The sequence below is a fragment of the Actinoplanes sp. NPDC023714 genome, assembly GCF_040639855.1.
In the GTDB taxonomy this organism is placed as follows: domain Bacteria; phylum Actinomycetota; class Actinomycetes; order Mycobacteriales; family Micromonosporaceae; genus Actinoplanes.
In genome coordinates this window covers 88141-114865 of record NZ_JBFAAR010000011.1, presented here as the reverse complement: position 1 = coordinate 114865, position 26725 = coordinate 88141, and the positions used below count along the sequence as shown (strand labels likewise).

At 71.3% G+C, this 26725-nt stretch carries 25 protein-coding genes; 14 read left to right on the top strand and 11 right to left on the bottom strand.

Going from position 1 to position 26725, the window contains the following annotated elements; all coding sequences use genetic code 11:
• Positions 1-38: 38 nt before the first annotated feature.
• Positions 39-956 (top strand): MHYT domain-containing protein, encoded by a 918-nt coding sequence (locus AB0G10_RS35805; protein WP_360932247.1) that lies wholly within the window; start codon positions 39-41, stop codon positions 954-956.
• 50 nt (positions 957-1006) lie between these two features.
• On the opposite strand, the gene AB0G10_RS35800 is transcribed toward AB0G10_RS35805, so the two are convergent.
• Positions 1007-1345 (bottom strand): PRC-barrel domain-containing protein, encoded by a 339-nt coding sequence (locus AB0G10_RS35800; protein WP_360932244.1) that lies wholly within the window; start codon positions 1343-1345, stop codon positions 1007-1009.
• A 207-nt stretch (positions 1346-1552) separates the two neighbouring features.
• Here AB0G10_RS35800 and AB0G10_RS35795 point away from each other — a divergent pair, with 207 nt between their 5' ends.
• On the top strand, positions 1553-2242 hold the full coding sequence (locus AB0G10_RS35795) for a hypothetical protein (protein ID WP_360932241.1): 690 nt from the start codon (positions 1553-1555) through the stop codon (positions 2240-2242).
• 105 nt (positions 2243-2347) lie between these two features.
• Here AB0G10_RS35795 and AB0G10_RS35790 read toward each other — a convergent pair whose 3' ends face one another.
• The 3 genes from AB0G10_RS35790 to AB0G10_RS35780 are packed head-to-tail and all read right to left on the bottom strand — an operon-like array spanning position 2348 to position 5121.
• Positions 2348-3418 carry a magnesium and cobalt transport protein CorA gene (locus AB0G10_RS35790; protein WP_360932238.1) on the bottom strand — a complete coding sequence of 357 codons (1071 nt, stop codon included), beginning with the start codon at positions 3416-3418 and terminating at the stop codon, positions 2348-2350.
• Positions 3419-3436: 18 nt separating this feature from the next.
• On the bottom strand, positions 3437-4174 hold the full coding sequence (locus tag AB0G10_RS35785; RefSeq protein WP_360932235.1) for an ABC transporter permease: 738 nt from the start codon (positions 4172-4174) through the stop codon (positions 3437-3439).
• A gap of 5 nt (positions 4175-4179) precedes the next feature.
• Positions 4180-5121 (bottom strand): ATP-binding cassette domain-containing protein, encoded by a 942-nt coding sequence (locus AB0G10_RS35780; RefSeq protein WP_360932789.1) that lies wholly within the window; start codon positions 5119-5121, stop codon positions 4180-4182.
• Between the two features lie 65 nt (positions 5122-5186).
• Between AB0G10_RS35780 and AB0G10_RS35775 the strand changes: the two genes are divergently transcribed.
• On the top strand, positions 5187-6137 hold the full coding sequence (locus tag AB0G10_RS35775) for a YafY family protein (RefSeq protein ID WP_360932232.1): 951 nt from the start codon (positions 5187-5189) through the stop codon (positions 6135-6137).
• Positions 6138-6224: 87 nt separating this feature from the next.
• The gene (locus tag AB0G10_RS35770; RefSeq protein ID WP_360932229.1) at positions 6225-6776 is read left to right on the top strand and encodes an NADAR family protein; all 552 of its coding nucleotides are present in this window, start codon (positions 6225-6227) and stop codon (positions 6774-6776) included.
• A 99-nt stretch (positions 6777-6875) separates the two neighbouring features.
• Here the strand turns inward: AB0G10_RS35770 and AB0G10_RS35765 are convergent, their stop codons facing one another.
• Both AB0G10_RS35765 and AB0G10_RS35760 read right to left on the bottom strand, forming a co-directional pair.
• Entirely contained in the window at positions 6876-7382 is a 507-nt protein-coding gene (locus AB0G10_RS35765; protein ID WP_360932226.1) for a GNAT family N-acetyltransferase, read from the bottom strand.
• The gene (locus tag AB0G10_RS35760; protein ID WP_360932222.1) at positions 7375-7920 is read right to left on the bottom strand and encodes a GNAT family N-acetyltransferase; all 546 of its coding nucleotides are present in this window, start codon (positions 7918-7920) and stop codon (positions 7375-7377) included. The genes AB0G10_RS35765 and AB0G10_RS35760 overlap by 8 nt, the downstream gene beginning before the upstream one ends.
• Before the next feature lie 25 nt (positions 7921-7945).
• On the opposite strand from AB0G10_RS35760, the gene AB0G10_RS35755 reads away from it, so the two are divergent.
• Positions 7946-9379: a family 20 glycosylhydrolase gene (locus AB0G10_RS35755; protein ID WP_360932219.1), complete on the top strand. Its 1434-nt coding sequence runs from the start codon at positions 7946-7948 to the stop codon at positions 9377-9379.
• A 230-nt stretch (positions 9380-9609) separates the two neighbouring features.
• Here AB0G10_RS35755 and AB0G10_RS35750 read toward each other — a convergent pair whose 3' ends face one another.
• Entirely contained in the window at positions 9610-10818 is a 1209-nt protein-coding gene (locus AB0G10_RS35750; RefSeq protein WP_360932216.1) for a cytochrome P450, read from the bottom strand.
• Positions 10819-10931: 113 nt separating this feature from the next.
• Here AB0G10_RS35750 and AB0G10_RS35745 point away from each other — a divergent pair, with 113 nt between their 5' ends.
• Together AB0G10_RS35745 and AB0G10_RS35740 are read left to right on the top strand one after the other, a co-directional pair.
• Positions 10932-13037, top strand: a complete 2106-nt coding sequence (locus AB0G10_RS35745) for a M48 family metallopeptidase (protein ID WP_360932213.1) — start codon at positions 10932-10934, stop codon at positions 13035-13037.
• Positions 13038-13185: 148 nt separating this feature from the next.
• Positions 13186-13719 carry a hypothetical protein gene (locus AB0G10_RS35740; protein WP_360932210.1) on the top strand — a complete coding sequence of 178 codons (534 nt, stop codon included), beginning with the start codon at positions 13186-13188 and terminating at the stop codon, positions 13717-13719.
• A 44-nt stretch (positions 13720-13763) separates the two neighbouring features.
• Here AB0G10_RS35740 and AB0G10_RS35735 read toward each other — a convergent pair whose 3' ends face one another.
• Both AB0G10_RS35735 and AB0G10_RS35730 read right to left on the bottom strand, forming a co-directional pair.
• Entirely contained in the window at positions 13764-14825 is a 1062-nt protein-coding gene (locus AB0G10_RS35735) for a hypothetical protein (protein WP_360932207.1), read from the bottom strand.
• Between the two features lie 12 nt (positions 14826-14837).
• Complete coding sequence (locus tag AB0G10_RS35730; protein ID WP_360932204.1) at positions 14838-15584, bottom strand: hypothetical protein; 747 nt, start codon at positions 15582-15584, stop codon at positions 14838-14840.
• A 264-nt stretch (positions 15585-15848) separates the two neighbouring features.
• Here AB0G10_RS35730 and AB0G10_RS35725 point away from each other — a divergent pair, with 264 nt between their 5' ends.
• The 4 genes from AB0G10_RS35725 (at position 15849) to AB0G10_RS35710 (ending at position 19973) form a co-directional block, all read left to right on the top strand.
• Entirely contained in the window at positions 15849-18599 is a 2751-nt protein-coding gene (locus AB0G10_RS35725; RefSeq protein WP_360932201.1) for a nitrate- and nitrite sensing domain-containing protein, read from the top strand.
• On the top strand, positions 18596-19018 hold the full coding sequence (locus AB0G10_RS35720) for a roadblock/LC7 domain-containing protein (protein ID WP_360932786.1): 423 nt from the start codon (positions 18596-18598) through the stop codon (positions 19016-19018). Before AB0G10_RS35725 ends, AB0G10_RS35720 begins: the two co-directional genes overlap by 4 nt.
• Positions 19019-19081: 63 nt before the next feature.
• On the top strand, positions 19082-19393 hold the full coding sequence (locus tag AB0G10_RS35715) for a DUF742 domain-containing protein (RefSeq protein ID WP_232050676.1): 312 nt from the start codon (positions 19082-19084) through the stop codon (positions 19391-19393).
• Positions 19374-19973, top strand: a complete 600-nt coding sequence (locus AB0G10_RS35710; RefSeq protein WP_127546724.1) for an ATP/GTP-binding protein — start codon at positions 19374-19376, stop codon at positions 19971-19973. Before AB0G10_RS35715 ends, AB0G10_RS35710 begins: the two co-directional genes overlap by 20 nt.
• On the opposite strand, the gene AB0G10_RS35705 is transcribed toward AB0G10_RS35710, so the two are convergent.
• On the bottom strand, positions 19970-21556 hold the full coding sequence (locus tag AB0G10_RS35705; RefSeq protein ID WP_360932197.1) for a BTAD domain-containing putative transcriptional regulator: 1587 nt from the start codon (positions 21554-21556) through the stop codon (positions 19970-19972). The genes AB0G10_RS35710 and AB0G10_RS35705 overlap by 4 nt on opposite strands.
• A 134-nt stretch (positions 21557-21690) precedes the next feature.
• Between AB0G10_RS35705 and AB0G10_RS35700 the strand changes: the two genes are divergently transcribed.
• Positions 21691-22476, top strand: a complete 786-nt coding sequence (locus AB0G10_RS35700) for a hypothetical protein (protein ID WP_360932194.1) — start codon at positions 21691-21693, stop codon at positions 22474-22476.
• A 29-nt stretch (positions 22477-22505) separates the two neighbouring features.
• Here AB0G10_RS35700 and AB0G10_RS35695 read toward each other — a convergent pair whose 3' ends face one another.
• Positions 22506-23576 carry a LacI family DNA-binding transcriptional regulator gene (locus tag AB0G10_RS35695; protein ID WP_360932191.1) on the bottom strand — a complete coding sequence of 357 codons (1071 nt, stop codon included), beginning with the start codon at positions 23574-23576 and terminating at the stop codon, positions 22506-22508.
• 140 nt (positions 23577-23716) lie between these two features.
• On the opposite strand from AB0G10_RS35695, the gene AB0G10_RS35690 reads away from it, so the two are divergent.
• Together AB0G10_RS35690 and AB0G10_RS35685 are read left to right on the top strand one after the other, a co-directional pair.
• Entirely contained in the window at positions 23717-24775 is a 1059-nt protein-coding gene (locus AB0G10_RS35690; RefSeq protein WP_360932188.1) for a lactonase family protein, read from the top strand.
• Between the two features lie 335 nt (positions 24776-25110).
• Positions 25111-26724: a VWA domain-containing protein gene (locus tag AB0G10_RS35685; RefSeq protein WP_360932185.1), complete on the top strand. Its 1614-nt coding sequence runs from the start codon at positions 25111-25113 to the stop codon at positions 26722-26724.
• The last annotated feature ends 1 nt before the right edge of the window (position 26725 follow it).

The window sequence follows — 26725 nt, the reverse complement described above, 5'->3', positions numbered from 1 at the left end:
AGATCCATCACTTCGACCACGGATGGGTAACTCCGGCGGTGAGTTATCTCCTCTCCGTGCTCGGCTCACTTCTGGGGCTGACCGCCGCCGTGCGACTCCGCCAGGCGAAGACCGGCGGCGAGCGGGCGTGGTGGCTCATCCTCGCCGCCGTCGCCATCGGCGCCACGGCGATCTGGAGCATGCACTTCGTCGCGATGATGGGCTTCAGCGTCACCGGGACCCCCATCCGCTACGACATCGGGCTCACCGTCGCCAGCGCGATCATCGCGTTCGCCGCGGTCGGGATCGGCCTCGCCATCGCGCTGCTGGGCAACGCGGCCCGCAACGTCCGGATCCTGATCGGCGGCGTGCTCGCCGGCCTCGGCGTCGCCGCGATGCACTACACCGGCATGGCCGCGATGCGCCTGCGCGGCGAGATCCACTACGCGGGTATGGAGGTCGCGCTCTCGGTGGCGATCGCCGTGGTGGCCGCGACCGTCGCGCTCTGGCTGGCCCTCAACGTCAGCAAGCCGATCGTCATCTTCGGCGCGGCCCTGGTGATGGGCATCGCGGTCAACGGCATGCACTTCACCGGCATGGCCGCCATGTCGGTGCTCGCCGAGGAGTCGTTCGGCTCGGTCGAGGGCGCGACCGCGAGCGGCCTGCTCGTCCCGGTCGGCGGCGCGGTGGTCTTCGCGATCCTCGGCATGATCTACGCGCTGGCCGCGGCTCCGAGCGAGGAGGACCGCGAGGCGGCGGCATACCTGGCCGCGCGGCTCGAGCAGCGCCCGATGCCGTCCTCCGGCCCGCAGCCGGGTCAGCTCTGGGGCCAGCAGCCGCAGGGCCGGAACTACGGACAGTCTCAGGGCCCGGGCTTCGGCCAGAGCCAGGGGCAGGGTCAAGGCCGGGGTCAGGCCGGCCGGTCGACGCTGGGCGGCGGCGCCTGGACCTACCGGGACCGCGACCGCGCACAGTAGATCTTCTCGAGGAGGAAGGCCCGTTCCCGCTGGGAGCGGGCCTTCTCCGTTCACTTGGGCTGGATCAGCCAGTCCCACGCCTTGCGCAATGCCGTCACGCGGCTCTCGGCCAGGCCGGCCGGGGCGTCGGCGCTCGGCTCGGCCAGGTTGCCGACCGGCTCGCTGACGATCACGCCGCGTTCGAAGAGGCCGTCCACCTGGTCGCCGCCGGCGAACCGGTGGCCGTCGGCGGTCTTCAGCAGCAGGCCGTGGAAGACGTCCTCCCGCTCGTCGGCGAGGACGTGCTCGACCGTGCCGACGCTGTCGCCGGAGCGGTCGTAGACCGGGACGCCCTCCTTCAGGACCAGGTAGGACACCGGTGTGCCGAGATCTTCGGTGTTCTCACTCATGCGCTGCCTTTACCCGGAAATCGATCGATTCAGCGTCCGTTTCCCAACATCATCTTTTCGGCTGAGTAGGGCCTAAACATTTTGTACAGGAATGTGTTTTCTGTACCGAAACGCCGCTGAAAACGCGGCGGCTTGTCCGTAATTCCCATAGTGTCCGTTTCGCCCGCCGGATCCCCACGGCGGACATCACTGGCACTGGAGGAACTCATGCAGAAGACTCGGCGATTCGGAGCGATGATCGCGCTGGCCACGGCTGCCGCCGGGATGGCCGCGGTGTCGGCGGCGGCACCGGCCGCCGCCGTCGGCCGGGGTCCGGCGCCGGTCTCGAACTGGCTGCAGGCGGTCCGGGCGAACACCACCAGCTGGGTCACCGTCAACTGGCGGACCGACCGGCCGATCTGCGACGCCCGGGTGCGCGTCCGGGGCGAGAACGTCAAGGTCGACTACTCCGGCATCCGCCGGCAGTTCACCACGTTCTCCCGCGGCGACTCGCTGCGGCCGGGGCGCACCGACTTCACCCGTATCCGCGTCACCCCGATCGCGCGCCGCAGCGGGGTGGCCAAGCTGTGGGCGACCATCTCGTACGACGAGTGTGGCTGGAAGGCCCGCACCCAGACGCGCACCTCGGTTCTCTCGCTTCCGGTGGTGACGCGCAACACCGTGCCGGGTGGCAACGGCGGTCCGGGCGCTCCCGGGCACGGCCACTCGGACGGATCCGGCCACAATGGCCCCGGCGCTCCGGGGCAGGGCGGTCCGGGTCACAGCCACGGCGGTGGCCAGAACGGCCCCGGCGGCCAGAACGGCCACGGCGGTGGCCAGGGCGGTCCCGGCGGTGGCTGGAGTGGTCACGGCGGTGGCCAGCAGGGTGGTCACGGGACCGGTGGCGGCGGCCACTGATCCCGGCTGAAGGGAAATAGCGGCGCGCGGCCGGATCTTTTCCGGCCGCGCGTTGTTCCATTTCTCAGCAGATTCTCAGTTGATCAAAAGACGATCAAAGGATGATCAAAGCCAGCCGGATTTCTTCAAAGTCCGGTGCACCCCGCCACCAATCAAGATCATCACGATGATCGCGGTCCAGAAGCCATAGGGCGAGTCGAGTCCCGGCATCTCGGTGAAGTTCATGCCGAAGATTCCGGCGATCACGGTCGGCACCGCCGCGATGGCGGCCCACGAAGCGATCTTGCGCATGTCGTGGTTCTGGTCGACCGAGACCTGCGCGAGGCGGGCCTGGAGAATCGAATTGAGCAGTTCGTCGAATCCGGACACCCGGTCGGCGGCCCGGGCCAGGCGGCCGCGTACGTCCACGAAGTACGGTCGCAGGCCGGCCGGCACACCGGGAAGGTCCAGCAGCCGGGTCAGCGGATCGGCCAGCGGCAGCACCGCCCGCTTGAACTCCACCATCTCCCGCTTCAGCTGGTAGATGTGGGCGAACTCGGAGGAGCGGACGGTCGCGAAGGTCTCCTCCTCGATCCGTTCCAGGTCGTGCTCCACGTGCCCGGCCACGTCCAGATAGCTGTCGACCATCCGGCTGCCCACCGCGTACGCCACCGACCACGGTCCCTGCCGGAGCACGTCGGGCCGGGTCTCCAGCTCCCGGCGCACCTGCCAGAGCGGGCCCACCGGCCCGTGCCGCACGGTGATCGCGAAGGACGGCCCGATCAGCACCGTGACGTCGCCCGTCTCCACCACCTCCGAGGTGGCGGTGAGCCGGTCGTGCTCGACGTAGCGCGCGGTGCGCAGCACCAGCCGGGTCACCTCGCCGAGCACCTCGACGCCCGGCCGGTGCCCGCCCGTGACGGTCTGGTCGACGTGCAGCTCGTGCAGCCCGAACACCTCGGCCACCCGGATCATCGTGGCCCGGTCCGGGTCGTGCAGGCCGAGCCACACGAACGCGCCCCGGCGGCCGGCCAGCCGGGCGGCCTCCTCGTACGGGATCCGCCGCGGCCCGGACCGGCGCGTCCCGCCGGCGTAGACCGCGCAGTCCACCACCGCGTCCGGGTCGGCGTGCCGCTCGCGCGGCTTCTCCGGGGGACGGGCGATCGCCTGCAACAGCCGCCCGAGCGGACCTCTCATGGGGGTGAACGGTAGCGGTCAGTCCGACCGCTTCATGGCCCGCACGCCGACGACCAGGCCGAGAGCCGCGACGAGCACGGCCGCGACCAGACCCTCCGCGGTGCCCCGGGACCAGATGTCGCCGTTGAAGAGCGCACGCTCGGCGCTCACGACGTACGTCATGGGGTTGAACTTGGAGAGAGCCTGCAGCCAGCCCGGGCCGTCGTCGATCGGCAGCAGGACCCCGGCGAGCAGCAGCAGCGGGAAGAGCAGCGTCTGCTGCACCGTCCAGAAGAGCCACTCCTTGTTCTTCGAGGCAAGGGCCAACGTGTACGAGAGTGCGCCGAGCCCGACGCAGAAACCGGCCAGGATCAGCAGGCCGAGCAGGGCGCCCGGCAGGTGCAGTTCGAAGCCGAACGGGATGCAGACCGCGACGATGAGCACGGCCTGCGCGATCATCGGGACGATCTCCTTGAGCGCGCGGCCGATCAGCAGGGCCGGTCGGCGCAGCGGGGTGACCAGCATCCGCTCGTGCGAGCCGGTCTGGATCTCGAAGAGCAGGTTGGAGCCGGTCATCGAGGAGCCGAAGAGGCAGGACATCACGATGATCCCGGGGACGAACCACTGGAGGGACTCGTCGCCCGGCAGCAGCGGCGCGAAGAGGCCGAGGAAGAACAGCGGCTGGATCATCGAGAAGATCACCGAGAACGGGTCGCGGATGACCGGGCGGAGTTCGCGGCTGAATACGACGGCGGTGTCGCCGACCAGGGTCGTCATGGTTCTCAGGCCTCCACGAGCTCGTCGGTGCGGCTGCTGCTGTCCTCGCGGAGGCTGCGGCCGGTCAGGGTGAGGAAGACGTCGTCGAGGGTCGGTCGGGTGACCTCGATCGAGGTGGGTTTGACGGTCAGTCTGTCCAGAATCGCCGGTGCCTCGCGGGGGCCGTCCTCGGTTTTGATTCGGACATATCCGTCTTTGTCTTGTCCGTCCAGCGTTCGTGCGGCCGCTGCGGCTTCCTGAGGGGATGCGAACCCCAGGATGATCCGATCGCCCACGTGCTTCGCCTTGAGCTGCTGCGGCGAGTCGTCCGCGATGATCCGCCCGTGGTCGATCACGATCACCCGCTCGGCCATCGAGTCGGCCTCGTCGAGGTAGTGGGTGGTCATCACGATCGTCGTGCCGTGCTCGGCGCGCAGCCGCAGGATGTGCTCCTGGAGGTTCGCCCGGTTCTGCGGGTCGAGCCCGGTCGACGGCTCGTCCAGGAAGAGCAGCTCCGGGGCGTGGATCAACCCCATCGCGATGTCGAGGCGGCGGCGCTGGCCGCCGGAGAGGGTGGAGACGGTCCGGTCCGCCACGTCGCCGAGCCCGAGCGACTCGATCAGCTCGGCCGCTCTCGTCCGGGCGGCGCGCACCGGCATCCCGTACGCCCGGCCCTGGCTGATCAGCTCGTCCCGGCCGCGCTGGCTGTGCCCGGCGCCGTTGCCCTGCCCGATGTATCCGATCCGCAGCCGCACGTCGCGCTGCCGGCGCACCACGTCGAAGCCGGCGACCGACGCGCTGCCCGACGTCGGCGGGATCAGCGTGGTCAGCATGCGCAGCGTGGTGGACTTGCCGGCGCCGTTCGGCCCGAGCAGCGCGACGAGCTCGCCGCGGGCCACCGTCAGGTTGATGCCGTCGACCGCGCGGACGTCCTTGAACAGCTTCGTCAGCTCTCGCGTCTCAATCATCATGCCGATGACGCTAGAGTTCGATGCGGCCACTTCCTGACCGCAATCCGAGGGAGTCTTGGTCCATGGCGAACACGAGTGCACGGATGCTGCGACTGCTCTCGCTGCTACAGACCCATCGTTACTGGCCCGGCTCGGAGCTGGCCGACCGGCTCGAAGTCAGCCCGCGCACGCTGCGCCGCGACGTCGACCGGCTGCGCGAGCTGGGCTATCCGGTGGACGCCTCACGCGGCGTCGCCGGCGGATACCAGCTCCAGGCCGGCGCCGCGATGCCGCCGCTGCTGCTCGACGACGAGGAGGCCGTCGCCATCGCGGTCGGGCTGCGCAGCGCCGCGGCCGGCGCGGTGGCCGGCTTCGAGGAGACGTCGGTGCGCGCGCTCGCCAAGGTGATCCAGCTGCTCCCGCCCCGGCTGCGCCGCCGCATCGACGCGCTCCAGGCGGTCACCGCGCCCGGCGTCCTCGGCGGCGGCCCCACCCTCGACGCGGTCACCCTCACCACGATCGCGATGGCCTGCCGGGGCGAGGAGCGGCTGCGGTTCGATTACCACCCGCGCGACGGCGAGCAGATGCGCCGGCACGTGGAGCCGCACCGGCTCGTCTCGCTCGGCCGCCGGTGGTACCTCGTGGCCTGGGACCTCGACCGCGGCGACTGGCGCAGTTTCCGCGTCGACCGGCTGACGGCGCCGGCGCTGACCGGCGCGCGCTTCCGCCCGCGCGAGCTGCCGGGCGGAGACCCGGTGGGATGGTTGCGGTCGCGGATGGCGAGCATCCCTGCGAGGTACGACGTGTCGGTGCTGATCGAAGCGCCGGCCGAGCAGGTCAGCGGCTTCATCGGACAGTGGGGCAGCGTCGAGGAGGTCTCCGGGACGACCTGCCGGATGCGGATGAGCGCGGACGACCTGGGCTGGCCGACCATGGCGCTCGGGGTGATGGGCGCGCCGTTCACCATCGAGTCGCCGCCGGAGTTGCGCGATCACGTGCGGGCGGTGGCGGCGACCCTGACGCGAGCATCGTGAATGGACGGTTCGGCGCCCCCGTGGCGCCGAACCGCAGGAGCAAAATATCGATGGGGTACGACATTTTTCGGTGCTTCAATAGCGATCATGTCGTTGCCGCTCTCCGTTCCCGACCTGCTCGCCGTTCCGGGCCGAGTGAAATATCTGCATTTTTGGGGACATCAGCCTCAGCGGGATGGCGGCGTCGGTCCCGGCTGCCTGAGCCAGTGGTGGCCGGCGCGGTTCACCGCCGACGGCGAGACGTTCGGTTCGGCCGAGCACTACATGATGTGGCGCAAGGCCCGGCTGTTCGGCGACGACGCGAGCGCCGCGAAAATCCTCGCCGCCCGGCATCCGGCGCAGGCGAAACAGCTCGGCCGCGGAGTGCGGGGCTTCACCGAGGACGTCTGGCAGCGGGAACGGTTCGCCATCGTCACCGAGGCGAGCGTCGCCAAGTTCGGCGCCGACCCGGCCCTGCGCGAATACCTGCTCGGGACGCGCAACCGCGTGCTCGTCGAGGCGAGCCCTCTCGATCGGGTCTGGGGCATCGGGCTGGCGGCCGACGACCCCCGAGCCCAGGACCCGAACCGCTGGCGCGGCCTCAACCTGCTCGGATTCGCCCTGATGAGAGCCCGGGAGACCCTCTCATCGACCCCCTGAGAGCCCGCCGGGCCCTCCCCTCCCGATCTTGTTGATTCCCGCGGCCCCGTTGCTGTGTGGATTCACAAGATCGGGAACGGGGGAGGCGAGTGGGACGGGTCAGAGGGGGCGGCGCAACCTCAGGGAGAACACCTTCTCCTCCGCTGTCGAGCCGTAGGCGGGGCGCCTTCCCTCGACCGTGAAGCCGCGCGCCGCATAGAACGGCAGCGCCATCGAGTTGCCCTCGACCGCGGCCACCCACATCTCGGTGGCGCCCAGTTCGCGGAGCTGCTCGGTGATCCGGTCGAGCAGCAGGGTGCCGAGGCCGCGGCCGCGTTCGGCCGGGTCGAGGTAGATCACGTGGAGTTCGCCCGTGCCGGGTGCGGTGAGGCCGCCGGCGGCGACGCCGAGGACGCGGCCGGCCTCGTCGGCGACCTGGTGGCCGAGCCATTCCGGCGGCGCCGGGGCGAGGTCCTTGGACACCCGCTCCGGCGTGTAGAACTCGGCGAGCATGCGGGTCAGGTAGCCGGCCGGGAGGAGATCCCGGTAGGTGGCGTCGTAGGCCCTGGTGCAGATGTCCACGATCGCCGCGACATCGTCCTCGGTCGCCGCCCTGACGTCAGCCATGCCGCGAGGATAGGTCCACCTGGCGGATGTGGTCGTCATGCCACTCGGAGCCGACCAGGAACCTTTTCACCCCGATGATGTCGAATCCGTGTTTCGCGTAGAACTTCGCGGCTCGCACATTCTGCTGGTTCACGCCGAGCCAGCAGGTCTTCGCGCCGGTCCGCACGGCGGTGGACAGCGTCTCGGCCATCAGCACCCCCGCCAGGCCGCTGCCGTGCCGGTCCTCGAGCAGGTAGAACTTGCTCAGCTCGATCGCCGTCGCCTCGTCGACGACGGCCGCCACGTCCGGGTCGGTGATCCGGTCGCGGATCAGCATCGCGTACCCCACGGGCTGATCATCTTCGGACACCAGCACGATGATCCGGTTCGGGTCGGCGAGGTAGCGCACGAAGTGGTCGACCGAGAGGTTCGTGGCGATGAACGCGTCGATGTCGGCCTGCGTGGTCCCCGGAGGGCACGCCGTCCCGAAGGTGCGGGCCGCCAGATCGTGCAGGATCCGTTCATCGCCGAGGACGCCGTGACGCGTGGTGATCGCCATGGGAAAACAGTTTAGAGTCTTCAGAGTGCCCCCTCTGACGAAGCAACTCGGCGATGTGATCCCCGTCCCGGCCTCCGTGCGGCCGGTTCCGGCCGCGTCGTTCACGATCATTCCGGGTACGGGGGTGAGCACGGTCCCCGAAGCCTCCGGCGTGGCCGCCTACCTCGCCGGCGAGCTGGCGAAGACGGTCGATGGAACGATCCCGATCGGTCCCGGTGGGGCGATCGTGCTCGAGCTCGACCCGGCGCTGGCGGCCGAGGCCTACACGCTCGCCGTGGACGACACGTCGGTGCGGCTGCGCGGCGGCACGCGTCAGGGCCTGTTCTGGGGCGTGCAGACGTTGCTGCAGCTCGCGCCGGTGGTGCCGGGCGGCGTGATCGAGGACGAGCCGCGGTACGAGTACCGGGGCGCCATGCTCGACCTGGCCCGGCACTTCTTCACGGCCGGCGAGATCAAGGCGCACGTCGACCTGCTCGCCCAGTTCAAGATCAATCACCTGCACCTGCACCTCACCGACGACCAGGGCTGGCGGCTCGAGATCCCGGGCTGGCCGCTGCTCACGTCGGTGAGCGGCGGCGAGGGCACCGGCGTCGACGGGGCCGGCCCCGGGTTCCTCACCCTGGCCGAGTACGCGGACGTCGTCGCGTACGCCGCCTCTCGGTTCGTCACGATCGTCCCGGAGATCGACATGCCGGGGCACGTGAACGCGGTGCACCACGCGTATCCGGCGCTCACCGCCGACGGCGAGCCGGTCCCGCGGCGCACCGACGCCGAGGTCGGCTACAGCTCGCTGGTGGCCGGCAAGGAGGAGACGTACGCGTTCGTCGAGGACGTGATCCGGACCGTCGCCGACGTGACGCCCGGGCCGTACCTGCACATCGGCGGCGACGAGTGCCTCTCCACGCCGGCCGAGGACTACCGGACGTTCCTGTCCCGGGTGCTGCCGCTGCCCGGCAAGTACGGCAAGCGGGCCATCGGCTGGCACGAGATCGCCGCGGTCGACCTGCCGGAGGCCGCCGTCGTGCAGTTCTGGCGGATCGAGGCGGCCGACGAGAACACGGCGCGGGCCGCCGCCGAGGGGCACCGGATCATCATGGCCCCGGCCGACCGCACCTACCTCGACATGAAGTACGACGCCGACTCCAAGCTCGGCCTCGACTGGGCCGGGCACGTGGACGTGCGACGCTCGTACGACTGGGACCCGGCCGACCGGCTGCCCGGCGTCGCCGAGGAGGCGCTGCTCGGGGTCGAGGCGCCGCTCTGGTCGGAGACGCTGCGCAGCGTGGCCGACATCCAGTACCTGACGTTCCCCCGCCTGCCCGCGATCGCCGAGGTGGCCTGGTCACCGCGGTCCGCCCGCTCATGGGAGTCGTTCCGAGGCCGGATCGCCGCATTCGGCCCGCGGTGGGAGGCGGCGGGGATCAACTACTACAGATCGCCCGAGATCGACTGGTCGTGACACCTCATTCCCGCGATCTCGCCGTGGCACCCCATTCCCGCGATCTCGTTGCGACGCCTCATCCTCGCGATCTTGATGATCTGTGCAGGGACGGAGCGGGCCGAATCAACAAGATCGCGGGAGGTGGAGGACGTCGCGGGAGGGCGAGGGTGTCGCGGGGGTGTGAGGGCGTCGCGGGAGGGGGAGGGCGTCGCGGGAGGGGGAGGGCGGTCGCGGGGGTGGGAGCCGGGCTAGGGGAGGACCAGCTTGATGCGGCTCCGGGGGATCGCCGGGATGCGGGAGAGGTCGATCGTGGTGTCCTGCGGGGGCAGGTAGTAGTCGAGCCGGGAGAGGTGCTGGACCAGCGTTCCCAGTAGGGCGATCGTGATCTTCTCGCCGGGGCAGCGGTGCCCGGAGCGGGGGTCGCCGCCGCCCTGCGGGATCAGGTCGAAGTCGCCGATCTCGCGACCCAGGAAACGTTCGGGACGGAAGGCGTACGGGTCGTCCCAGAGGCCCGGGTCGTGGTTCTGGCCGTAGACGTCGAGCAGCACGAGGGTGCCGGTCGGGATCGGTTCGCCCTGGAAGTACAGGTCGCGGGCGGCCCGGCCGCCGAGGAACGGCGCGAACGGGTAGAAGCGGCGCACCTCGTGCACGAACGCCCGGGTGTACTCGTCGTCGCCGGCGCGCAGCCGGTCGGCGTGCCGTGGCCAGCGGTCGAGCGCGTGCGCCGCGAAGGCGACGAACCACGCCACCGCCGTGGACGGACGGATGACGTTGAGCAGTTCGACAGCCGCGGTACGCGGGTCGAGCAGCTCACCGTCGTCGGTGTGGTGGGCGATCACGGAGATCGGCTCGGTAGACGGCTCTTCCCCTCGTACCCTTGCAATGATCTTTGAAAGCCGGTGCTCCTGGCGCTCCCGGGCGGCGAAGGCGCGGGCCGAACGGGGACCCACCGTGGCGAAGCCGTCGACCATCGCGACCAGATCCCGGGCCAGGGTGGTCAGCTCACGCTCGTCCTCGGGCACGCCGGTCCACCGGGTGACCGCCTTCGCGATGACCCGGGCCGTCTCGTCGAAGAGGGAGATCTCCCGGCCGCCCCGCCACCCCTCGGCCGCCTGGTCGAACGCGTCGCCGGCCAGCTTCGCCAGGGTGTCGGCGCCGTCCGAGTCGAGCAGCAGGCCGGTGAAGAGCGCCTTGCGGTGCCGATGAGCCGAACCGTCCAGCGTGTGCACCGCGCCGGCGCCGAACAGGGTGTGCACGACCAGGCTCGGCAGCGCGGTGTGCCGCTCCAGGTTGCCGGTGCCGTAGAAGAACTGCGCGGCCGCCGGACCGCAGATCCCGACGGCGCGTTGCCCCATCACGCGGGTACGGACCGGTGCGCCCTCCGCGCGACGGCGCAGATCGGGCAGCCACGCGTACCCCTTGAGAGCGACGGCGAGGGTCTGATCGAGGTCGGCCATGGCGGACGTATAACCCGCTGCGGGAGTGTGAAACCCGGGACTGTTTCATAAGGGGGTCCTGGCCCCTTCAGGAGACAGCCCCCGGGCTGGGGCGGTTTCGAGGAGGACGGCTGTTGAGCAAGGGTACGAGATCGGCGGCGGCGCTGGCCGGGTTCGTGCTGGTCGCGGGGGCGCAACTGGCCCTCGTGCTGCTGGCTCTCTGGGCAGTGCTGTGGATGCTGCCGAGCACTCTGGCGCTGCGCGCCGGGGTGCCGCTGAGCATCGCCACGTTCGGCGCGCTCGGGTACGCCACCTGGCGGGCACTACATCTCCGGACCCGGCTGCCGGCCGGCGTGGCGGTGACCCGCGACCGGGCGCCGCGGCTGTGGGCGCTCGTCGACGGCGCGGCCGCGGTCGCCGGGGTGGCGCCGCCGGACGGCCTCACCGTGGTGGCCGACGCGACAGTGACGATCGGGGAGCGGACCCGGCTGCTCGGGCTGATCGGCGGGCGGCGCGACCTCTATCTGGGACTTCCCTTGCTGCAGGCCTGGGATGCCGCGCCGTTGCGGGCCGCCGTCACCCATGAGCTGGCGCACGGGTCGCCGCTCGCGAGCCGGTGGGCGCCGGTGGCACATCGGGGGCGGGTCGTGGTGGGGCGGATCGTGCCGCGGATCTCACGGCGCAACCCGGCCGGGGCCGCGTTGCGAGCCTATGCCCGGATTTATCGGTATATCGACGGGCCGTTCAGTCGCGAGCAGGAACTGGCCGCCGATCGCCTCGCGGCCTCGCACGCCGGGGTGGAGGCCGTCGTCACCGTCCTGCGCGACCTGCCCGTGCTGGCCGGCATGCAGCGCCTCTTCCACGCCGAATACGTGGGTCCCGGCTGGCAGGCGGGCTACGTCCCGGACGACGTCTTCGGCGGTCTGCTGCGGGTGCTGGCGGCGCGCTCCGCGGAGATGGCGATGTTGCGCGAGCGGGAGCCGGAGCCGGCCGGTCCCTGGGACACCCATCCACCGGTGGCCGAGCGGCTGGCGGCGTTGCAGACACTGGAGACGCAGCGTGGTGACAAAACCGAAATATCGGATTTGTCGCCCGCGGAGGGAAGGCCCGCGGAAGGAGAGGGCGGGCGCGCGGAGAGCGGGCCGGCAGGGGGCGGGCCGGCAGAGGGCGGGCACGCGGAGAGCGGGCGCGCGGAGAGCGGGCGCGCGGAGAGCGGGTCGGCAGAGGGCGGGCGCGCGGGGGAAGGGGCCGCGGGGAGGGGGCCTGCCGAGGATGAGGGGGAGCTTGTCGAGGATCTGCCTCGGTTGGGGCGGGCGCTTCAGGAGGTGGCCTACCCGGCTCGGGGGCGGACCGTCGTCGGGTGGGATGAGTGTCTTGGTGTCGCTCGCACCGCGGAGATGGAGCGGGAGGCCGAGGCCGCTCTCGTCAGCGTCTCCCGGGCTGTGGGGGCTGATGTCGGTGGGCCCGCTGACGTACTCGAACTCGCTGCTGACGGGCGGTTGCGGGAGGCGGCCCGGGCGCTCTTCCCCGGCTCGTCGGAGGAGGAGACCACCGAGCGGATCGTCGATCTGCTGGGGCTCGTTCTCGCGCTGGCGGCTCTGCGCAGCGGTGTCGTGCGGTGGCGGCACAGCTGGACCGGGGCGGCCGAGGTGGTCGGGGTCGACGGCGCCTACCTCAATCTCGCCGAACTCGCCCGGGCGGCGGCGGAGCCGAGGACCGTGGAGGACGTGCGCGCGTATCTCGACAAGATCGGTGTCGACCTCGCGGCCCGGGCCGGGGACGGCGGGCCGGCGCGCAGCCGGGTGCTCGGTGGGTTGATCAACCTGACGGCGGACGGGGCGCGTACCGATCTGTTGATCACGGATCTGGGGTTGCTGCTGGTGCCGGGGCTGCCGCGGGGTCACGGGAACGAGGCGAAGCGGCGGCTCGCGCGGATCGCCGCCGATGGGGTGCCGGCCCGGCCGGAGGGTGAATCCGGGGGACGGTTCCTGGCGTTCGCGGATGTGACCTCGGTGACGGCCATGCCCGGGCGGCGGAAGGGGTGGGTCGTCGGGGTCCGCGGTGGAAGCGACGTGACGGTGCGGCCCGCGCTCGACACCGACGAGCTGCCCGGCGGGTGGCAGGCCTGGGAGGACGCGGTGAGCTTCCTCGCCGGTACGCGACCGGTCGCTCCCGCTCAGCGGGTCCCGGAAGGGGGAGCGGATGAACCGGCTGAGGCCCCGGCCCGTACTGAGGAATAGAAAAGTCTCATCCACGACGGATGAGCAACCATTACGTCACTTTGGGTCACAATAACCTCGGAGATTGTTCGCTTCGCCGGCACCCGAAATGGGTAGCACCACAGCCGTCGAGGCGCGACGATCGTCTCCATACCGGGGGAGGGCGCTCATGGAACGGGGTCCGCTGACGCTCTTCGGAGCCATCGTCGCGGTCGGACTTGGTCCGGCCCTCTGGCTCGGCGCCCAGCTGGGCACGGTCACCGTCGCCCCGAACGAGCGTCCCTCGACGGTGGGCGAGCAATACCCCGAGACCGACATGGACTTCGGTGGCGTCGGCGCCGGCGAGACACCGGACCAGGCCGACTGGATCCGGGTGTTCCCCGATCCCACGGCCGCCGAAACGTCGGAACCCCCGTCCGTGAAGCCCTCCACAGCGCGTACGTCGAAGGCCGTCGTCAAGCCCAGGCCGTCGTCGCCGTCGCCGTCCACGCCGCCCAGCCCGTCGGCCGGCCCCTCCGCCAGCGATCCCGCCGTCTCGCCGAGCCCGGTCCCCGACGAGGATCCGAGCGGTGAGCCCAGCGAGGAGCCGTCGGGAGAGCCCAGCGACGAGGCGCCGGAGCCGTCCGGGTCGCCGTCCGGTGACGACGAGGGTGGTGGAGGCGGTCCTCCGGCGAGCTTCGCAGCCCCGTACACGAGGAAGTGAAAGAAGGGAGCCGGAAAACCGGCTCCCTTCTTCGTGTGTGCTGATCAGAGGCCCAGCAGCCGGTCCAGGATGTCGCGGTACGCCCGGAGCTCGACCCGCAGCGCCTCGGTGTCCTCGGTGCCCTTCGCGAGCGAGCCCCGCTGTTCGCGCAGTGCCGTGGTCAGCTTGTCGACGGCCTCGTCCACCAGCTGCGCGGCCTCGCCGGTCGCGCCCTTCGGATCGTCGACGAAGCGCAGCTGCACATCCCGCCAGCGCTCCTTGAGCGCCTGGGTCTCCGCGGTCGGGAAGAACGGTGCGGGACCGCTGATGGTGCTCTCGGTCGTGGCCGCCGCCGGAACGATCGCGTCGACCGGGCTGGGGGTCGTCGAGTGATCGGTATCGGTCGTGTCGACGACCTTGGGGTCGTCGAAGGTGCCCTTGTCCTCGATGGCGGAGGCGACCGTGCCCTCGTCGTGCTTGGCGTGGTCCGTCTCGTCGATCCGGGGGCGGTCGGACTCGTTGGTCACCTTGGGGTCGTCGAACGTGCCCTTGTCCTCCAGGGCGATGTCGACCACCTCGTCGTCGTTCGGGTGCCGGGGCGGGGTGGTGCCGCCGATCGGCACGGTGCGGTCCGGGTCGGCGGGCCGGTCGTCGATGTGGTCGTCCACCCGGTTGTCGACGCGGTCGTCGAGGCGATCGTCGATCCGGCTGTCGACACGGTCGTCCACGCGATCGTCGATGCGGTTGTCCACGCGGTCGTCGATGCGGTCGTCGATCCGGTCGTTCAGCGCGTCGGTGCGGTCGCCGGGGCGGGGGTCGAGGGCCACGGTACGGTCGTCGGCCACTCCGGAGGCGGCGTCGCTGACCCGGTCGGTGCTGTGGCCGTCGGTGTCGTGCGGGCCGGCCGCGGCCGAGGCGGCCACCGCCCCGCCCACGGTGGAGGCGCCGAAAGCGGTCGGCTGCGGCGCGGGCTCGTGCGTGACCGGGCGGTCGGCGCTGTCGGCCGGGCCGTGCTGCCACGGCGATCCGGCCCGCTGCTGGGGCACCTCGGGTGTGGCCTTGCCGGCCTGGTCCGCGGCGTCCTGGTCGTCCACGTTGTCCTTGGCCTCGTTGGAGAAGAAGCGCATCGTCGGTGCTCCTCAGCGGCTGGTGGCGTCGGGGCGGGAGCGCGCGACGCCGGGTTCGGTGGCGGTGTCCTCAGTGTCGGTCACGGTACGACGCGAGGCGTCGGTTCCGATCGTGTCGTCGGCGGCCGTGCGCGGCGCCGGTGCGGTGGGCGCGGCGTCACGGGCATCCGGATCAGAGACGGAGGCATCACGGACGTCGGCGGCCTGCGCGGCCGTCGACTGCGGGACCGGGTTCTCGCCGAGCAGGTCGGCGAAGAGCGCGCGGTAGTGGACCAGGGCCTGGCGAAGGTCCTCGGTCTCGGCCTCGCCGCTGGCGCTGCGCCGGCTGATCTCGTGGGCGGCACGGTAGTGCTCGAGGGTGGCGGCGTGCTCGACCGACAGGTTGGCGAGGTGCTCGTCGTAGTCGCCGGTCGGGTACCCGCGCTCGGCGATCAGCGCGGTGACCAGCTTGTCGGCGGTGGAGACCGCCTCCTTCGGGTCGTCCACGAAACGGATCTGGACCTCTTCCCAGGCGGCCGCGTACTTCGACCGCGACTCCGGCGACAGTGGACGCAGCTCGAGCTCGGCGTGCCGCTTCTTGCGCTCGAGCAGTTCCCGTTCCGCCTCGGTGCGGTTGCCGGTGTCGGCGACCACACGGTCGTACTCGGGGCCGAAGGTCTGCTGGAGACGGCGGCGTCGCGCGGCCCGGACACCGAAGACGATCGCTGCCAGGACCAGTAGGACGACGACGATCAGGATGATGGTGACGGGAGCGGACATCTCTTCCTCCTTCTTCCCCCGGAGGTATGCCCACCCGATACCGGATGCCAATCATCCGCGCTGTCGTAACCCCGACGATCTCTCAAAAAAGATCGCACGCCGATCTGGCTGGACAAACGGGACGGATGCAGAGCTTCCGGGAGAGCCGGGAGCTAGCTGAGACGCACGTCATTACGTATTCTTCCGGAGCGCATCACGCGGGCGGCCTTCCGTCGCTGGCAGGCGCGTTGATCGTTTCCTACCGAACCCCTCGGGCGGAGCCTGATGAGAAGCCGCAACTGGTCGATCCGTTCGAAGATCACCGCGATGGTCGCGGTGCCGCTCGTCGCGCTCCTCGCTCTCTGGGTCTTCGCGACAGTGGTGACCGCCGGCCCGGCCATCAACCTGCTCGAGGCCCGCGACGCCGTCCACAAGCTCGGCAACCCGGGGCTGCAGCTGATCGCCCAGCTCCAGCGCGAGCGGCACTTCTCCGCGATCTACGTCTCCGCCCCGAAGCCGTCCGCCGGCGAGCTGAACAAGGAGCGCGCCGCCACCGACCAGGCCGTCGGCACGTTCCGCGCCGCGGTGTCCGAAGCCGACCTCACCGACACGGTCCGCGCCCGGGTCGACGAGATGGTCGCGCTGCTCGACGAGCTTCCGGACATGCGCGAGCGCGTCGACGACCGGTTGAACAAGGACATGCTGCCGGTCGTGCGCGACTTCAACGCGGTGATCGACGCGGCGTTCGAGGTGTCCGGCTCGGCCGCGATCTTCTTCCACGAGCGGGTCGACCGCGAGGTCCGCGGCCTCATCGACGCGCTGCGCGGCCTGGAGCACCTGAGCCGCGTCGACGCGATGCTGGCCGGGGCGAACGCGGCCGGCTACATCAACGCGATCGACCGCGGCATCCTGATCGAGGACATCAGCAACTCGCGGTACCTGCTGCGGTCCGGTGTCGCGAACATGCCGGAGGCGTCCCGCGGCGACTACTCCCGGCTCGTCACCAGCCCGGCCTTCGTCGACCTCGACATCATGCAGAACTCGCTGATCGGCGACAGCTACGCGGGCGGTCCGCCGCCGGTCAACGGCGAGAACTGGCAGCCGACGTACGACCGGACCAACGCCCAGCTCAGCGACTTCGTGCTGCGCGGCGTCGACAAGGTCGCCGAGGACGCCACGCCGCTGGCCGCGAGCGTCCTGCTCTGGCTCGGCATCGCCGGCCTGCTCGGCCTGGCCGCGTTCGTGCTCTCCATCCTCGTCTCGGTCCGGTTCGGACGGTCGATCGTCGGCCGGCTGATCCGGCTGCGGCGCGAGGCCCTCGAGATGGCCTCCGAGCGGCTGCCCTCGGTGGTGCGGCGGCTCCAGCGCGGCGAGGCCGTCGACGTCGAGGTGGAGACGCCGCCGCTGGAGTACGGCGCCGACGAGATCGGCCAGCTCGGCCACGCGTTCAACGAGGTGCAGCGCACCGCCGTACGCTCGGCCGTCGACGAGGCGAACGTGCGCCGCGGCATCAACGAGGTCTTCCTCAACATCGCCCGGCGCAGCCAGACCCTGCTGCACCGCCAGCTGTCGCTGCTCGACCGGATGGAGCGCCGGGAGACCGAGCCGCAGGAGCTGGAGGACCTCTACCGCGTCGACCACCTCGCCACCCGGATGCGGCGGCACGCCGAGGACCTGGTCATCCTGGCCGGCGCGGCGCCCGGCCGCGGCTGGCGCAACCCGGTGCCGGTCATCGACGTGGTCCGCGGCGCGATCAGTGAGGTCGAGGACTACAAGCGGGTCGACATCCGGACCATCACCTCGTCGGCGGTCTACGGCCGCGCGGTCGGCGACGTGATCCACCTGCTCGCCGAGCTGATCGAGAACGCGGCGTCGTTCTCCCCGCCGCACGCCCGGGTGCAGGTGGTCGGCCAGGTGCTGCCGAACGGGTACGCCATCGAGATCGAGGACCGCGGTCTCGGCATGGCCCCGGAGGCGATCGAGGAGGCGAACCGCCGGCTCGCCGAGCCGCCGGACTTCGACCCGACCGACAGCGCCCGCCTCGGCCTCTTCGTGGTGGCCCAGCTCGCGGCCCGGCACCAGATCCGGGTGTCGCTGCGCGCGTCCGCGTACGGCGGCATCACCGCGATCATCCTGCTCCCCGGCGACCTGGTGACGAGCGCGCCGCCGCTGCCCGCCGCGCCGGGTGGTGGCGGCCCGGCCAAAGGAGCTTCCGGAGGAGGATGGGACGCCCCGCTGGTCGGGTCGGGCAGCGACGACCCGGCACGGCAGTCGCTCGCCGAGCTCCAGTGGCAGGGCAGCGAGGAGTTCCGGGAGGTCACGGTGGCCGGCCGGCGGTCGCCCGCCGACGCGCGGGCGCTGACCGGGCCGTCCGCCCTGGATCGGGGGCCGGAGTCGCCGGTCGAGGAGCCGGGTGGACCGGCGCCGAGCCTGATCGCCGACGAGCTGAGCGCCGAGGGCCTGGTCCAGCGCCGGCGGGTGCGCCGCACGCCGAATCCGGGGCTCGAGATCCCGGCGGACACGGCCGCTCGTGCCGTACCCAGGAACTCGGCTCCCGCGGCAGTGCCGGAAGCGAAGGCACTGCCGGAAGCAAAGGCATTGCCTGAAGTGAAGGCGCTGCCTGAAGCGAAGCCTCTGCCGGAGGCAGAGAACCTCAGAGTGCCGGCTCAGCGCGCACCCTCCACAGCGGAGACGATGGAGGACGACGACCCGACCGAGGGCCTGCCCAAGCGGGTGCGGCAGGCGAGCCTCGCCCCGCAGCTGCGCCAGCCGGTGGTGGAACGCGTGTCGACCGCCCCGGAACGCAGTCCGGAACAGGTCCGTACGCTCATGAGCGCTCTACAGCTCGGCACCAACCGCGGTCGTGCGGACGCGGTCCGCGCCGAGGGGGAGCACGCGGACGATACGGTCAGCTTCCCGGCCCTCGTGGACGTCGCGGCGGCACGGGACAACGCGACATCCGGCACCGACGTGGGCGCGGCGGGCGACCGCGCCCCCGGTGCCGGCGAGAACCTCAGCCTGGAGAAGGACGCATAGTGGCACAGACGAAGCAGAGCGCGAACCTCACCTGGCTCCTCGACGACCTGGTCGAACGGGTGCCAACCGCGGAGCAGGCCGTGGTGCTCTCGGCAGACGGCCTCATGCTCGGCGCCTCCGCGGCGATGAGCCGGGAGGACGCCGAACACCTCTCCGCCATGGCGGCCGGTTTCCAGAGCCTGGCCAAGGGTGCGAGCCGGCACTTCCGGGCCGGTCAGGTACGCCAGACCGTGGTCGAGATGGAGGAGGCCTTCCTCTTCGTGACGGCGGCCGGCCAGGGCGCGTGCCTCGCCGTGCTCGCGTCCGCCGACGCCGACCTGGGCCTGATCGCCTACGAGATGGCGATGCTGGTCACCCGGGTCGGACAGATCATGAGCGCGCCGGAGCGGTCGGTGCTCGCGCCGTCCGATTCTCTCTAGCAGCCGCTTGTGACACACGACTGGCTGGATTCCGACGCGGGACCGGTGGTGCGCCCGTACGCGATGACCGGCGGCCGGGTCGCGCCCTCGGGCGGCGACTTCGACCTGGTCGCGTTCGTCGTGGCGACCGTGCCCGACCTGCCCATCGGTCCGCAGCTGCAACCCGAGCACCACGCCATCGTCGCCGCGGCCTGGGAGCCGATCTCGGTGGTCGAGCTGGCGTCGCAACTCGACCTCTCCATCGGCGTGGTCCGGGTCTTCCTCGGTGATCTACGCTCAGCGGGCCTCATCTCGCTGTACGAACCTCCCGCGGCGACCCAGCCGCACGACGTCGACGTACTCAAGGCGGTTGTCAATGGACTCCGTGCGCTCTGACCGCAACGGCGGCTCGTCGCGCATCCCCGTCGCGCTCAAGATCCTGATAGCCGGTGGGTTCGGCGCGGGGAAGACCACGATGGTCGGGTCGGTCAGCGAGATCCGGCCACTCCAGACCGAGGAGGTCCTGACCGGGGCCGAGGGCGCCGACGACGTCTCCGGTGTGGAGGGCAAGACCACCACGACGGTCACCATGGACTTCGGCCGGATCACGATCACCGAGGACCTCCAGCTGTACCTGTTCGGCACGCCCGGGCAGGACCGGTTCTGGTTCCTCTGGGACGAGCTGTCGCAGGGCGCGCTCGGTGCCGTGGTGCTCGCCGACACCCGCCGGCTGGCCGACTGCTTCCCGTCGATCGACTACTTCGAGCAGCGGGGCACGCCGTTCGTCGTGGCGGTGAACTGCTTCGACACCCAGCAGCGGTTCGCGCCGGACGCGGTGAGCCGGGCGCTCGACCTCGACCCCGGGGTGCCGGTCGTGCTCTTCGACGCCCGGGACCAGGTGGCGGCCCGCAACGTGCTGATCGAGCTGGTCGAGTACGTGGCCCGCCGCCAGCTCACCGCGGCGGGCAGGCGCTAGGCCACCGGCACGCAGATCAGATAGGGCTCGATCCGCTTCAGCACCGGCGCCGTGATCAGCCCGCGGGTCACCAGATCCGCGGGCTCCCGGTACGGCCCGCGCTCGTACCGGTCGTGCACGATCCGCTGCGCCTCGGCCGGGCCGACCCCGCGCAGCCGGGCGATCTCCTGCGGCGGCGCGTGGTTGAGGTCGAGCAGCCCGCCGTCGTCGAACGCGCGCAGCACGTCCGGCCGTCCGATGCCGGCCTGCCGCGCGCCCGCCGGGTCGACCGCCGCGAACTGACGTGCGAGATCCCTCCGGGTACGGGCCTGCCGGTTGTCGCCGGCGTGCGTGGCGAGGATCGCGCCGTGCGCGGCCGCGGTGAGGGAGAGGATCGCGGCGCAGAGCAGGCCGGTGTTCTCGGCCCGGCTCAGCTGCGGGCTGTCCACCGGGGTGGGGTCGATCGCGAGCAGGACGACGACCCCGATGAAGGCGGCGAAGTAGGCGATCGCGGCGATCAGCTCGTGCCGTGTCCTCCGCTGCGCGGCGGCCCAGGCGAACCAGATCCAGCTGCCGAAGGTGCAGATCACGATGGGCAGCAGGGCGGCGGCGGTCACCTCGAACCAGCGGACCTCCCGGTGCCGCGGCGGCGCCAGAAGAAAAGGCGCCGGTGAGGAAACGGGCGACGGCGAGGGGAAGGGCGCCGGCGAGGGGACGGGTGAGGGCGGGGGAGCGGGCGCCGGCGAGGTGGGTGGGAAGGCGGGCATCGGTACGACGGTGACCTGCGGCGTCACGTCCCGGCCGGCCCACGGGTCCACCGCCTCGACATAGACGGCCTCGTCCCGCAGGACCCGCCGGTGCGCCTCCTGCAGCCGTTCGCCCGGCTCCGCGCCGAGCTGGTCGAGGAAGAACTCCCGGGCGTCCCGGAACGCGGCAAGCGCCTCGGCCTGCCGGCCGGCCCGCTGCAGCGCGAACATGAGCTGGGCGCGCAGGCCCTCCCGGAGCGGGAACTGCTCGACGAGCCGGCCCAGCTCGGACAGCAGCCCGCTGTCCACGCCCTGGCCGACCGAGGCCTCGGCCCACAGCTCCCAGGCGGAGGCCTGTTCCTCGGCGAGCCGGTTGCGGGCCGCCTCGAAGATCGGGCCGGGCAGGCCGCCGAGCGCCTCGCCGTGCCAGAGGTCGAGCGCCTCGCGGGCGATCCGGGCGGCCCCGGCCGGGTTGCCGGCCCGGCGTTCGGCGTCGGCGCGGGCGAGCCGGCCGTGGAAGTCGTCGGCGTCGAGGGTCGCGGCGCGCAGAACGTATCCGCCGTCGGTGAGCGCGAGCAGTTCGCCGAGCGTGCGCGGCGAGCGGTCCGGCTCGAGCACGCGGCGCAGACCGGCCACGTATTTCTGGACGACGTTCGGCCCGTTCTCCGGCGGATCGTCGCCCCAGACCGCGTCCACGATCCGGTGCACCGGGACCGGCCGGCCCGGGCTCAGCAGCAGGACGGCGAGGACGGCGCGCTGCTTGGCGGGGCCGAGATCGACGCGCTCGGCGCCCCGGAAGGCCCGCACCGGACCGAGGATCTCGAACCGCAGCGGGACGGCAGCGAGGCTGTCAGTCACCTCGGCGACACCCCTTTGACCAGCACTTTTCCGAACGGCAGCGGAACCGCAGCCGGCAGCAGCATAGCCGCAGCGCATCGGCAGTCGTGCCCCGGAACCTCGGAAGCGGCAACCGAGCCCAGAGGGAGACAGCCATGAACCACCACCGATTCGCCGCCACCGTTCTCGTCGCCGGCGTCGTCCTGACCGGGTGCGCCGCGGAGAAGTCCGACGAGAAGGCAGCACCGGCGCCGTCGCAGACCGAGAAGACGAAGACCGTGAGCGAGACGCTGCTCGACGCCGTGCCGGACGCGGCCTCGCCGGCGTTCCACTACGCGGTCAAGGGTGGCCTCAACCCGTTCTCCGGGGTGATCGACCCGGAGGGCAGGGCGATGACCGCCGTGATCACGCAGAAGATCCCGGACACCCCGATCACGCTGACGATGCAGTTCCTCGTGGTCGAGGAGAAGGTCTGGACCAAGATCGCGTTCAAGGGCGCGACCGCGGACATGGGCCTGCCGAAGCTGCCGAAGAAGTGGATGTCGATCGACCAGGCCAAGGCCGGCAGCAGCGAGATCGACGAGATGAAGTTCACCGCCTCCGAGATCGACCCGGGGTACGTCACCGCTCTCGTGGCGTCGGCCGCCGGCCTGAAGGAGACCGCGGACGGCCACTACACCGGCACGACCGACCTCACGAAGTCGACCGAGGCGGAGATCGTCGAGGACAAGAAGCTGAAGGCGATCGGCGAGAAGGCGAAGACCGCGCCGCTCGACGTCGTGGTGGACGACGAGGGCCGGATCGCGAAGGCGACCGTGAAGGTCCCGGAGTCGGCCGCCTACCAGGTCACCTACGACCAGTACGGCACGGCGAAGCCGCTGTCCGCGCCGGCCGACGCGGTGAAGGCCCCGGCGGACGTCTATGAGCTGCTGAAGGGCTGAGAAAGCCTCAGCGGGATCGGCGCCCCGGGTCAGACGGGGGTCCGGGGCGCCGGCCCGCTGCTCTCGCGCACGACCAGTTCGGTGGCCAGCAGCAGATGGGGGACCGGGCCGCCCGGGCCGCCCTCCCGGAAGCGCCGGATCTCCGCGGTCAGCGCGGCCGCGGCGGCCCGGCCCTTCGCCACGACGTCCTGCCGCACCGTGGTGAGCGCCGGGCGCATCTGCGCGGCGACCGGCCCGTCGTCGAATCCGACGATCGACAGGTCCTCCGGGACGCGCAGCCCGAGCTCGTCGGCCGCCTGCCGGACGCCGACCGCGGTGGTGTCGGAGAAGCACAGGAAGGCGGTCGGCCGATCCGGCCGGGACAGGATCGCACGGCTGTCCCGGCGTACGGAATCGATCTGATCCAGAGGGTGACGGACGAACGCGGGCTTGACCCCCGCGGGCTCCAGGGCGTCGAACCAGCCGAGCCGCCGCTGATCGGACGCGTGCGCCTCGACCAGCGTGGCGGGGTCGGCGATGATGCCGTGCGGGGGATTGGCGCCGCTCGTGGCGATGGCGATCCGGCGGTGACCGAGGTCGAGCAGGTGCTGAGCGGCGGCCCGGGCCCCGGAGCGGTCCGCGATGTTCACGCTGGGCGCGTCCTCCACCGGATCCTGGTCGACGTAGACCAGCGGCAGGTTGCGGCGCCGCAGCCAGGAGACGGCCGGCGAGGTGGGGTCGCAGGAGTAGACCAGCGCGCCGTCGATCGCGACGTCCCGGGCCGGCACCACGTCGCCGGTGCCCCACGAGGTGAGCAGCGTGATCGCCAGACCGGTCGGGGCGAGCTCCTCGGCGATGGCGGCCAGGAAGACGCCGGCCACCTGATCGGTGAAGGCGTGCCGGAGCGAGTCGGTGAGCAGCACCCCGACCGCGCCGGTGGTGCCCCGGGCCAGGGCGCGGGCGGTCGGGTCGGGACCGGCGTAGCCCAGCTCCTGCGCGGCGGTCAGGATCCGCTCGCGGAGCGCGCGGGAGAGCTGATCGGGCCGGGAGAACGCGTTGGACACCGTCATCCGGCTCACGCCCACCCGGTCGGCGATGGTCTGCAGCGTCACCCTGGGCATGTCCCACACCGTAGCGCCGGGGACCGGAACCGCCTCCCCTCGGACGGTGAGGGGAGGCGGTTCCTGCAGAGCCCTCTCTGTACCGGTACAGTATCGGCGCCCGCCTCATGAAGACAAGGCCGATGTGATGGGATCGGGGCATGGGTTCCAGCGCTGAATACGTCTTCGTCGGCTGTTACACCGGTGACAAGGGAGGCGAGGGCGACGGCATCACGCTGCTCCGCCGCGACCCGGTCACCGGCGACCTGACCCGCCTCGGCCTGGCCGCGCGCACCCCGTCGCCGTCCTTCCTGGCCCAGCACCCCACCCTGCCGGTGCTGTACGCCGTGAACGAGCTCGACGAGGGCACGATCACCGCCTTCTCGGTGGCGCCGGACTGCTCGCTCATCCCGCTGTCCACCCGGAAGACCGGTGGCGCCGACCCGTGCCACCTCGCGGTGACCGGCGACGGCCGGCACCTCGTCGTCGCGAACTACGGCGGCGGCTCGGTCACGGTCTTCCCGCTGGACGCCGACGGCGTGCCGGCCGAGCGCAGTGACCTCCTCCAGCTCCAGGGTTCCGGCCCGAACACGGAGCGTCAGTCCTCGGCGCACGCCCACCAGGTCCTCCCCGACCCGAACGGCGCCGACGTGCTGATCTCCGACCTCGGCTCGGACCGGGTGTGGCGCTCCCGGCTGGACCCGAACTCCGGCCGCCTGGCGCCGCCGGTCCCGGCGGTCGAGGCGAAGCCCGGCACCGGCCCGCGGCACATGGTCCGCGGCCCGCGCGGCACGCTGGTGCTCGCCGGCGAGCTGACCGGCGACGTGACCTGGTACCACCCGGCCGGCGGCCCGGCGCTCACGCTCGGCGGAACCGTCGACGCGAGCCGCCTTCCCGGGCCGGTCTACCCGTCCGAGATCGCGATCGGCTCGGACGGCAGGTTCGTCTATGTCGCGAACCGCGGGCCGGACACCGTCTCGGCCTTCTCCTGGGACGGCGAGTCGGCCGAGTTGATCGCCGAAGTGCCCACCGGCGGAGTGTGGCCGCGACACATGATCTTGCTCGGAGATCACCTCTACGTAGCCAATCAGCGTTCACACAACGTGACCGTTTTCCGCATCGACCCGGACACCGGAATTCCCGGAGCGCAAGGCGATCCGACCGGCGAACCCACCCCCACCTGCCTGTTGCGCTGGAATCCTCCGGTGATCAGGCCATAGGCGAGATCGGTCAGCCGGGCATGTCAGTGATCTTTATGGTCAAAACCGGCACGCCGGGGCCACAAGTTGATACTGCCCGGAACGGCGTCGTCACTCTGGGTGTTTTCTAGATCGGGAAGCGCCAATCTGAGTAATTTTCGTCCGAACGTATATGGCATTCAGCTTCGCGCTTCAGCACTATGGAGCGCGTGTCTGGCCGCCATCGTAGAAACTTCAACGCAAAGGGAGCGGGCGTCGTCGGAGGTGCGATGGCGATAGTCGTCGTAATTGCGGGGACGTGGCTCGGTTATCAGCAGTTGGCGGACTCCGGTTGTACCGGGTCCGTACGACTGTCGGTGGCCGCCGCTCCCGAAATCGCGCCCGCCGTCGAGCAGATCGCCTCTCAGTGGATCACCGGCGGTGCGGAGGTCTCCGGGACCTGCGTCGCCGTCGACGTGACCGACGCGAACCCAGCCGACATCGCCGGCGCGGTCTCCCGCGAGCACGACGTGGCCCTCGCCGGCCTCGGCACCGCGCCGGAGACGGTCACGGTGCCCGACGTCTGGCTCCCGGACTCCTCGACCTGGCTGCTCCGCCTCCAGCAGGAGGCCTCGGGCTTCAAACCGACCAAGATCTCCTCGGTCGCGCAGAGCCCGATCGTGCTGGCGATGCCGGAGCCGGTCGCGAAGAACTTCGGCTGGCCGGAGAAGAAGATGGGCTGGGACCAGCTGCTGTCCCAGTTCGGCACGGACAGCACGCTGCAGGTCGGCATCGTCGACCCGACGCGCGACGCGGCCGGCCTCAACAGCCTGCTCGCCATCGGCGCGATCGCCGGCAGCGGCCAGGAGGGCCTGCTCAAGAAGACGCAGGCGCTGACCGCGCTCTCCGAGAACGACTCGTCGCTGCGGGAGGAGCTGCTCCAGCAGTTCCCGAAGTCGACCGACGCGAACGACCTCGGCACCAGCCTGCAGGCCGCGCCGCTGTCCGAGGAGGACGTGGTGGCGTACAACGCCCAGCGTCCCGCGGTGCAGCTCAGCGCCATCTACATGGAGCCCGCGCCGACGCCGCTCGACTACCCGTACTCGATCATGCCGCAGGTGGTGGACACGCAGAAGGCGGCCGCCGCCGACGGCCTGCTCGCCCAGCTCTCCAGCCCGGCGTTCAAGGACAGCCTCGCGACGGTCGGCCTGCGGGCGCCGGACGGCACCTACGGCGCGGCCTTCCAGGCCCCGGTCGGCGCGCCCGCCGCGTCGCCCGCGGTGAAGTCCTCGAACGGCGCCGACGGTGGCAAGGCCGCCTCCGGGGTGAGCGGCAACGACCTGAGCCGCGCGGTCGGCTCCTGGGTGGCGACCACGCTGCCCGGCCGGGTGCTCGCGGTCTTCGACGTCTCCGGCTCGATGGCCAAGGCCGTGCCGACGGCGGGTGGCGCGAGCCGTGCCCAGGTGACCCAGGCGGCGGCCCGCGGCGGTCTCTCGCTCTTCAACAACAAGTGGGCGGTCGGCGTCTGGCGCTTCTCCACCAACCTGGACGGCACCACGCCCTACAAGCAACTCGTGCCGATCACGCCGCTCACCTCCGGCCGGCCCAAGCTCGAAGCCTCGATCGGCGAGCTCAACCCGGTCCCAGCGGGCGACACCGGTCTCTACGACACCATCCTGGCGGCGTACCAGGAGGTCCAGAAGAACTGGAAGGCCGGGCGATCCAACTCGGTCATCCTCTTCACCGACGGCGAAAACCAGAACCCCGACGGCCTCGGTCAGGACGAGTTCCTGGACAAGCTGAAGAAGGCTCAGGACCCGAAGAAGCCGGTTCGCCTCGTGCTGATCGGTATCGGTAACGAGGTCAACAAGGGCGAGCTCGACACCATCTCGAAGGTGGTCAAGGGCAGTGGCGTCTTCGTCGCCGAGGACCCGGCCCGCATCAGCGACATCTTCCTCGAGGCGATCGGCACCCGGACCGGCGCCAGCTGAT

Excerpts from the sequence above, each read along its gene's own strand:
- AB0G10_RS35700 (WP_360932194.1), top strand. The coding sequence starts at position 21,691 with ATGAACCACCACCGATTCGCCGCCACCGTTCTCGTCGCCGGCGTCGTC.
- AB0G10_RS35780 (WP_360932789.1), bottom strand. The coding sequence starts at position 5,121 with ATGATTGAGACGCGAGAGCTGACGAAGCTGTTCAAGGACGTCCGCGCG.
- AB0G10_RS35715 (WP_232050676.1), top strand. The coding sequence starts at position 19,082 with ATGACCGGCGGCCGGGTCGCGCCCTCGGGCGGCGACTTCGACCTGGTC.
- AB0G10_RS35795 (WP_360932241.1), top strand. The coding sequence starts at position 1,553 with ATGCAGAAGACTCGGCGATTCGGAGCGATGATCGCGCTGGCCACGGCT.
- AB0G10_RS35785 (WP_360932235.1), bottom strand. The coding sequence starts at position 4,174 with ATGACGACCCTGGTCGGCGACACCGCCGTCGTATTCAGCCGCGAACTC.
- AB0G10_RS35690 (WP_360932188.1), top strand. The coding sequence starts at position 23,717 with ATGGGTTCCAGCGCTGAATACGTCTTCGTCGGCTGTTACACCGGTGAC.
- AB0G10_RS35765 (WP_360932226.1), bottom strand. The coding sequence starts at position 7,382 with ATGGCTGACGTCAGGGCGGCGACCGAGGACGATGTCGCGGCGATCGTG.
- AB0G10_RS35790 (WP_360932238.1), bottom strand. The coding sequence starts at position 3,418 with ATGAGAGGTCCGCTCGGGCGGCTGTTGCAGGCGATCGCCCGTCCCCCG.
- AB0G10_RS35770 (WP_360932229.1), top strand. The coding sequence starts at position 6,225 with ATGTCGTTGCCGCTCTCCGTTCCCGACCTGCTCGCCGTTCCGGGCCGA.
- AB0G10_RS35740 (WP_360932210.1), top strand. The coding sequence starts at position 13,186 with ATGGAACGGGGTCCGCTGACGCTCTTCGGAGCCATCGTCGCGGTCGGA.
- AB0G10_RS35750 (WP_360932216.1), bottom strand. The coding sequence starts at position 10,818 with ATGGCCGACCTCGATCAGACCCTCGCCGTCGCTCTCAAGGGGTACGCG.
- AB0G10_RS35735 (WP_360932207.1), bottom strand. The coding sequence starts at position 14,825 with ATGCGCTTCTTCTCCAACGAGGCCAAGGACAACGTGGACGACCAGGAC.
- AB0G10_RS35695 (WP_360932191.1), bottom strand. The coding sequence starts at position 23,576 with ATGCCCAGGGTGACGCTGCAGACCATCGCCGACCGGGTGGGCGTGAGC.
- AB0G10_RS35760 (WP_360932222.1), bottom strand. The coding sequence starts at position 7,920 with ATGGCGATCACCACGCGTCACGGCGTCCTCGGCGATGAACGGATCCTG.
- AB0G10_RS35710 (WP_127546724.1), top strand. The coding sequence starts at position 19,374 with ATGGACTCCGTGCGCTCTGACCGCAACGGCGGCTCGTCGCGCATCCCC.
- AB0G10_RS35800 (WP_360932244.1), bottom strand. The coding sequence starts at position 1,345 with ATGAGTGAGAACACCGAAGATCTCGGCACACCGGTGTCCTACCTGGTC.
- AB0G10_RS35730 (WP_360932204.1), bottom strand. The coding sequence starts at position 15,584 with ATGTCCGCTCCCGTCACCATCATCCTGATCGTCGTCGTCCTACTGGTC.
- AB0G10_RS35775 (WP_360932232.1), top strand. The coding sequence starts at position 5,187 with ATGGCGAACACGAGTGCACGGATGCTGCGACTGCTCTCGCTGCTACAG.
- AB0G10_RS35725 (WP_360932201.1), top strand. The coding sequence starts at position 15,849 with ATGAGAAGCCGCAACTGGTCGATCCGTTCGAAGATCACCGCGATGGTC.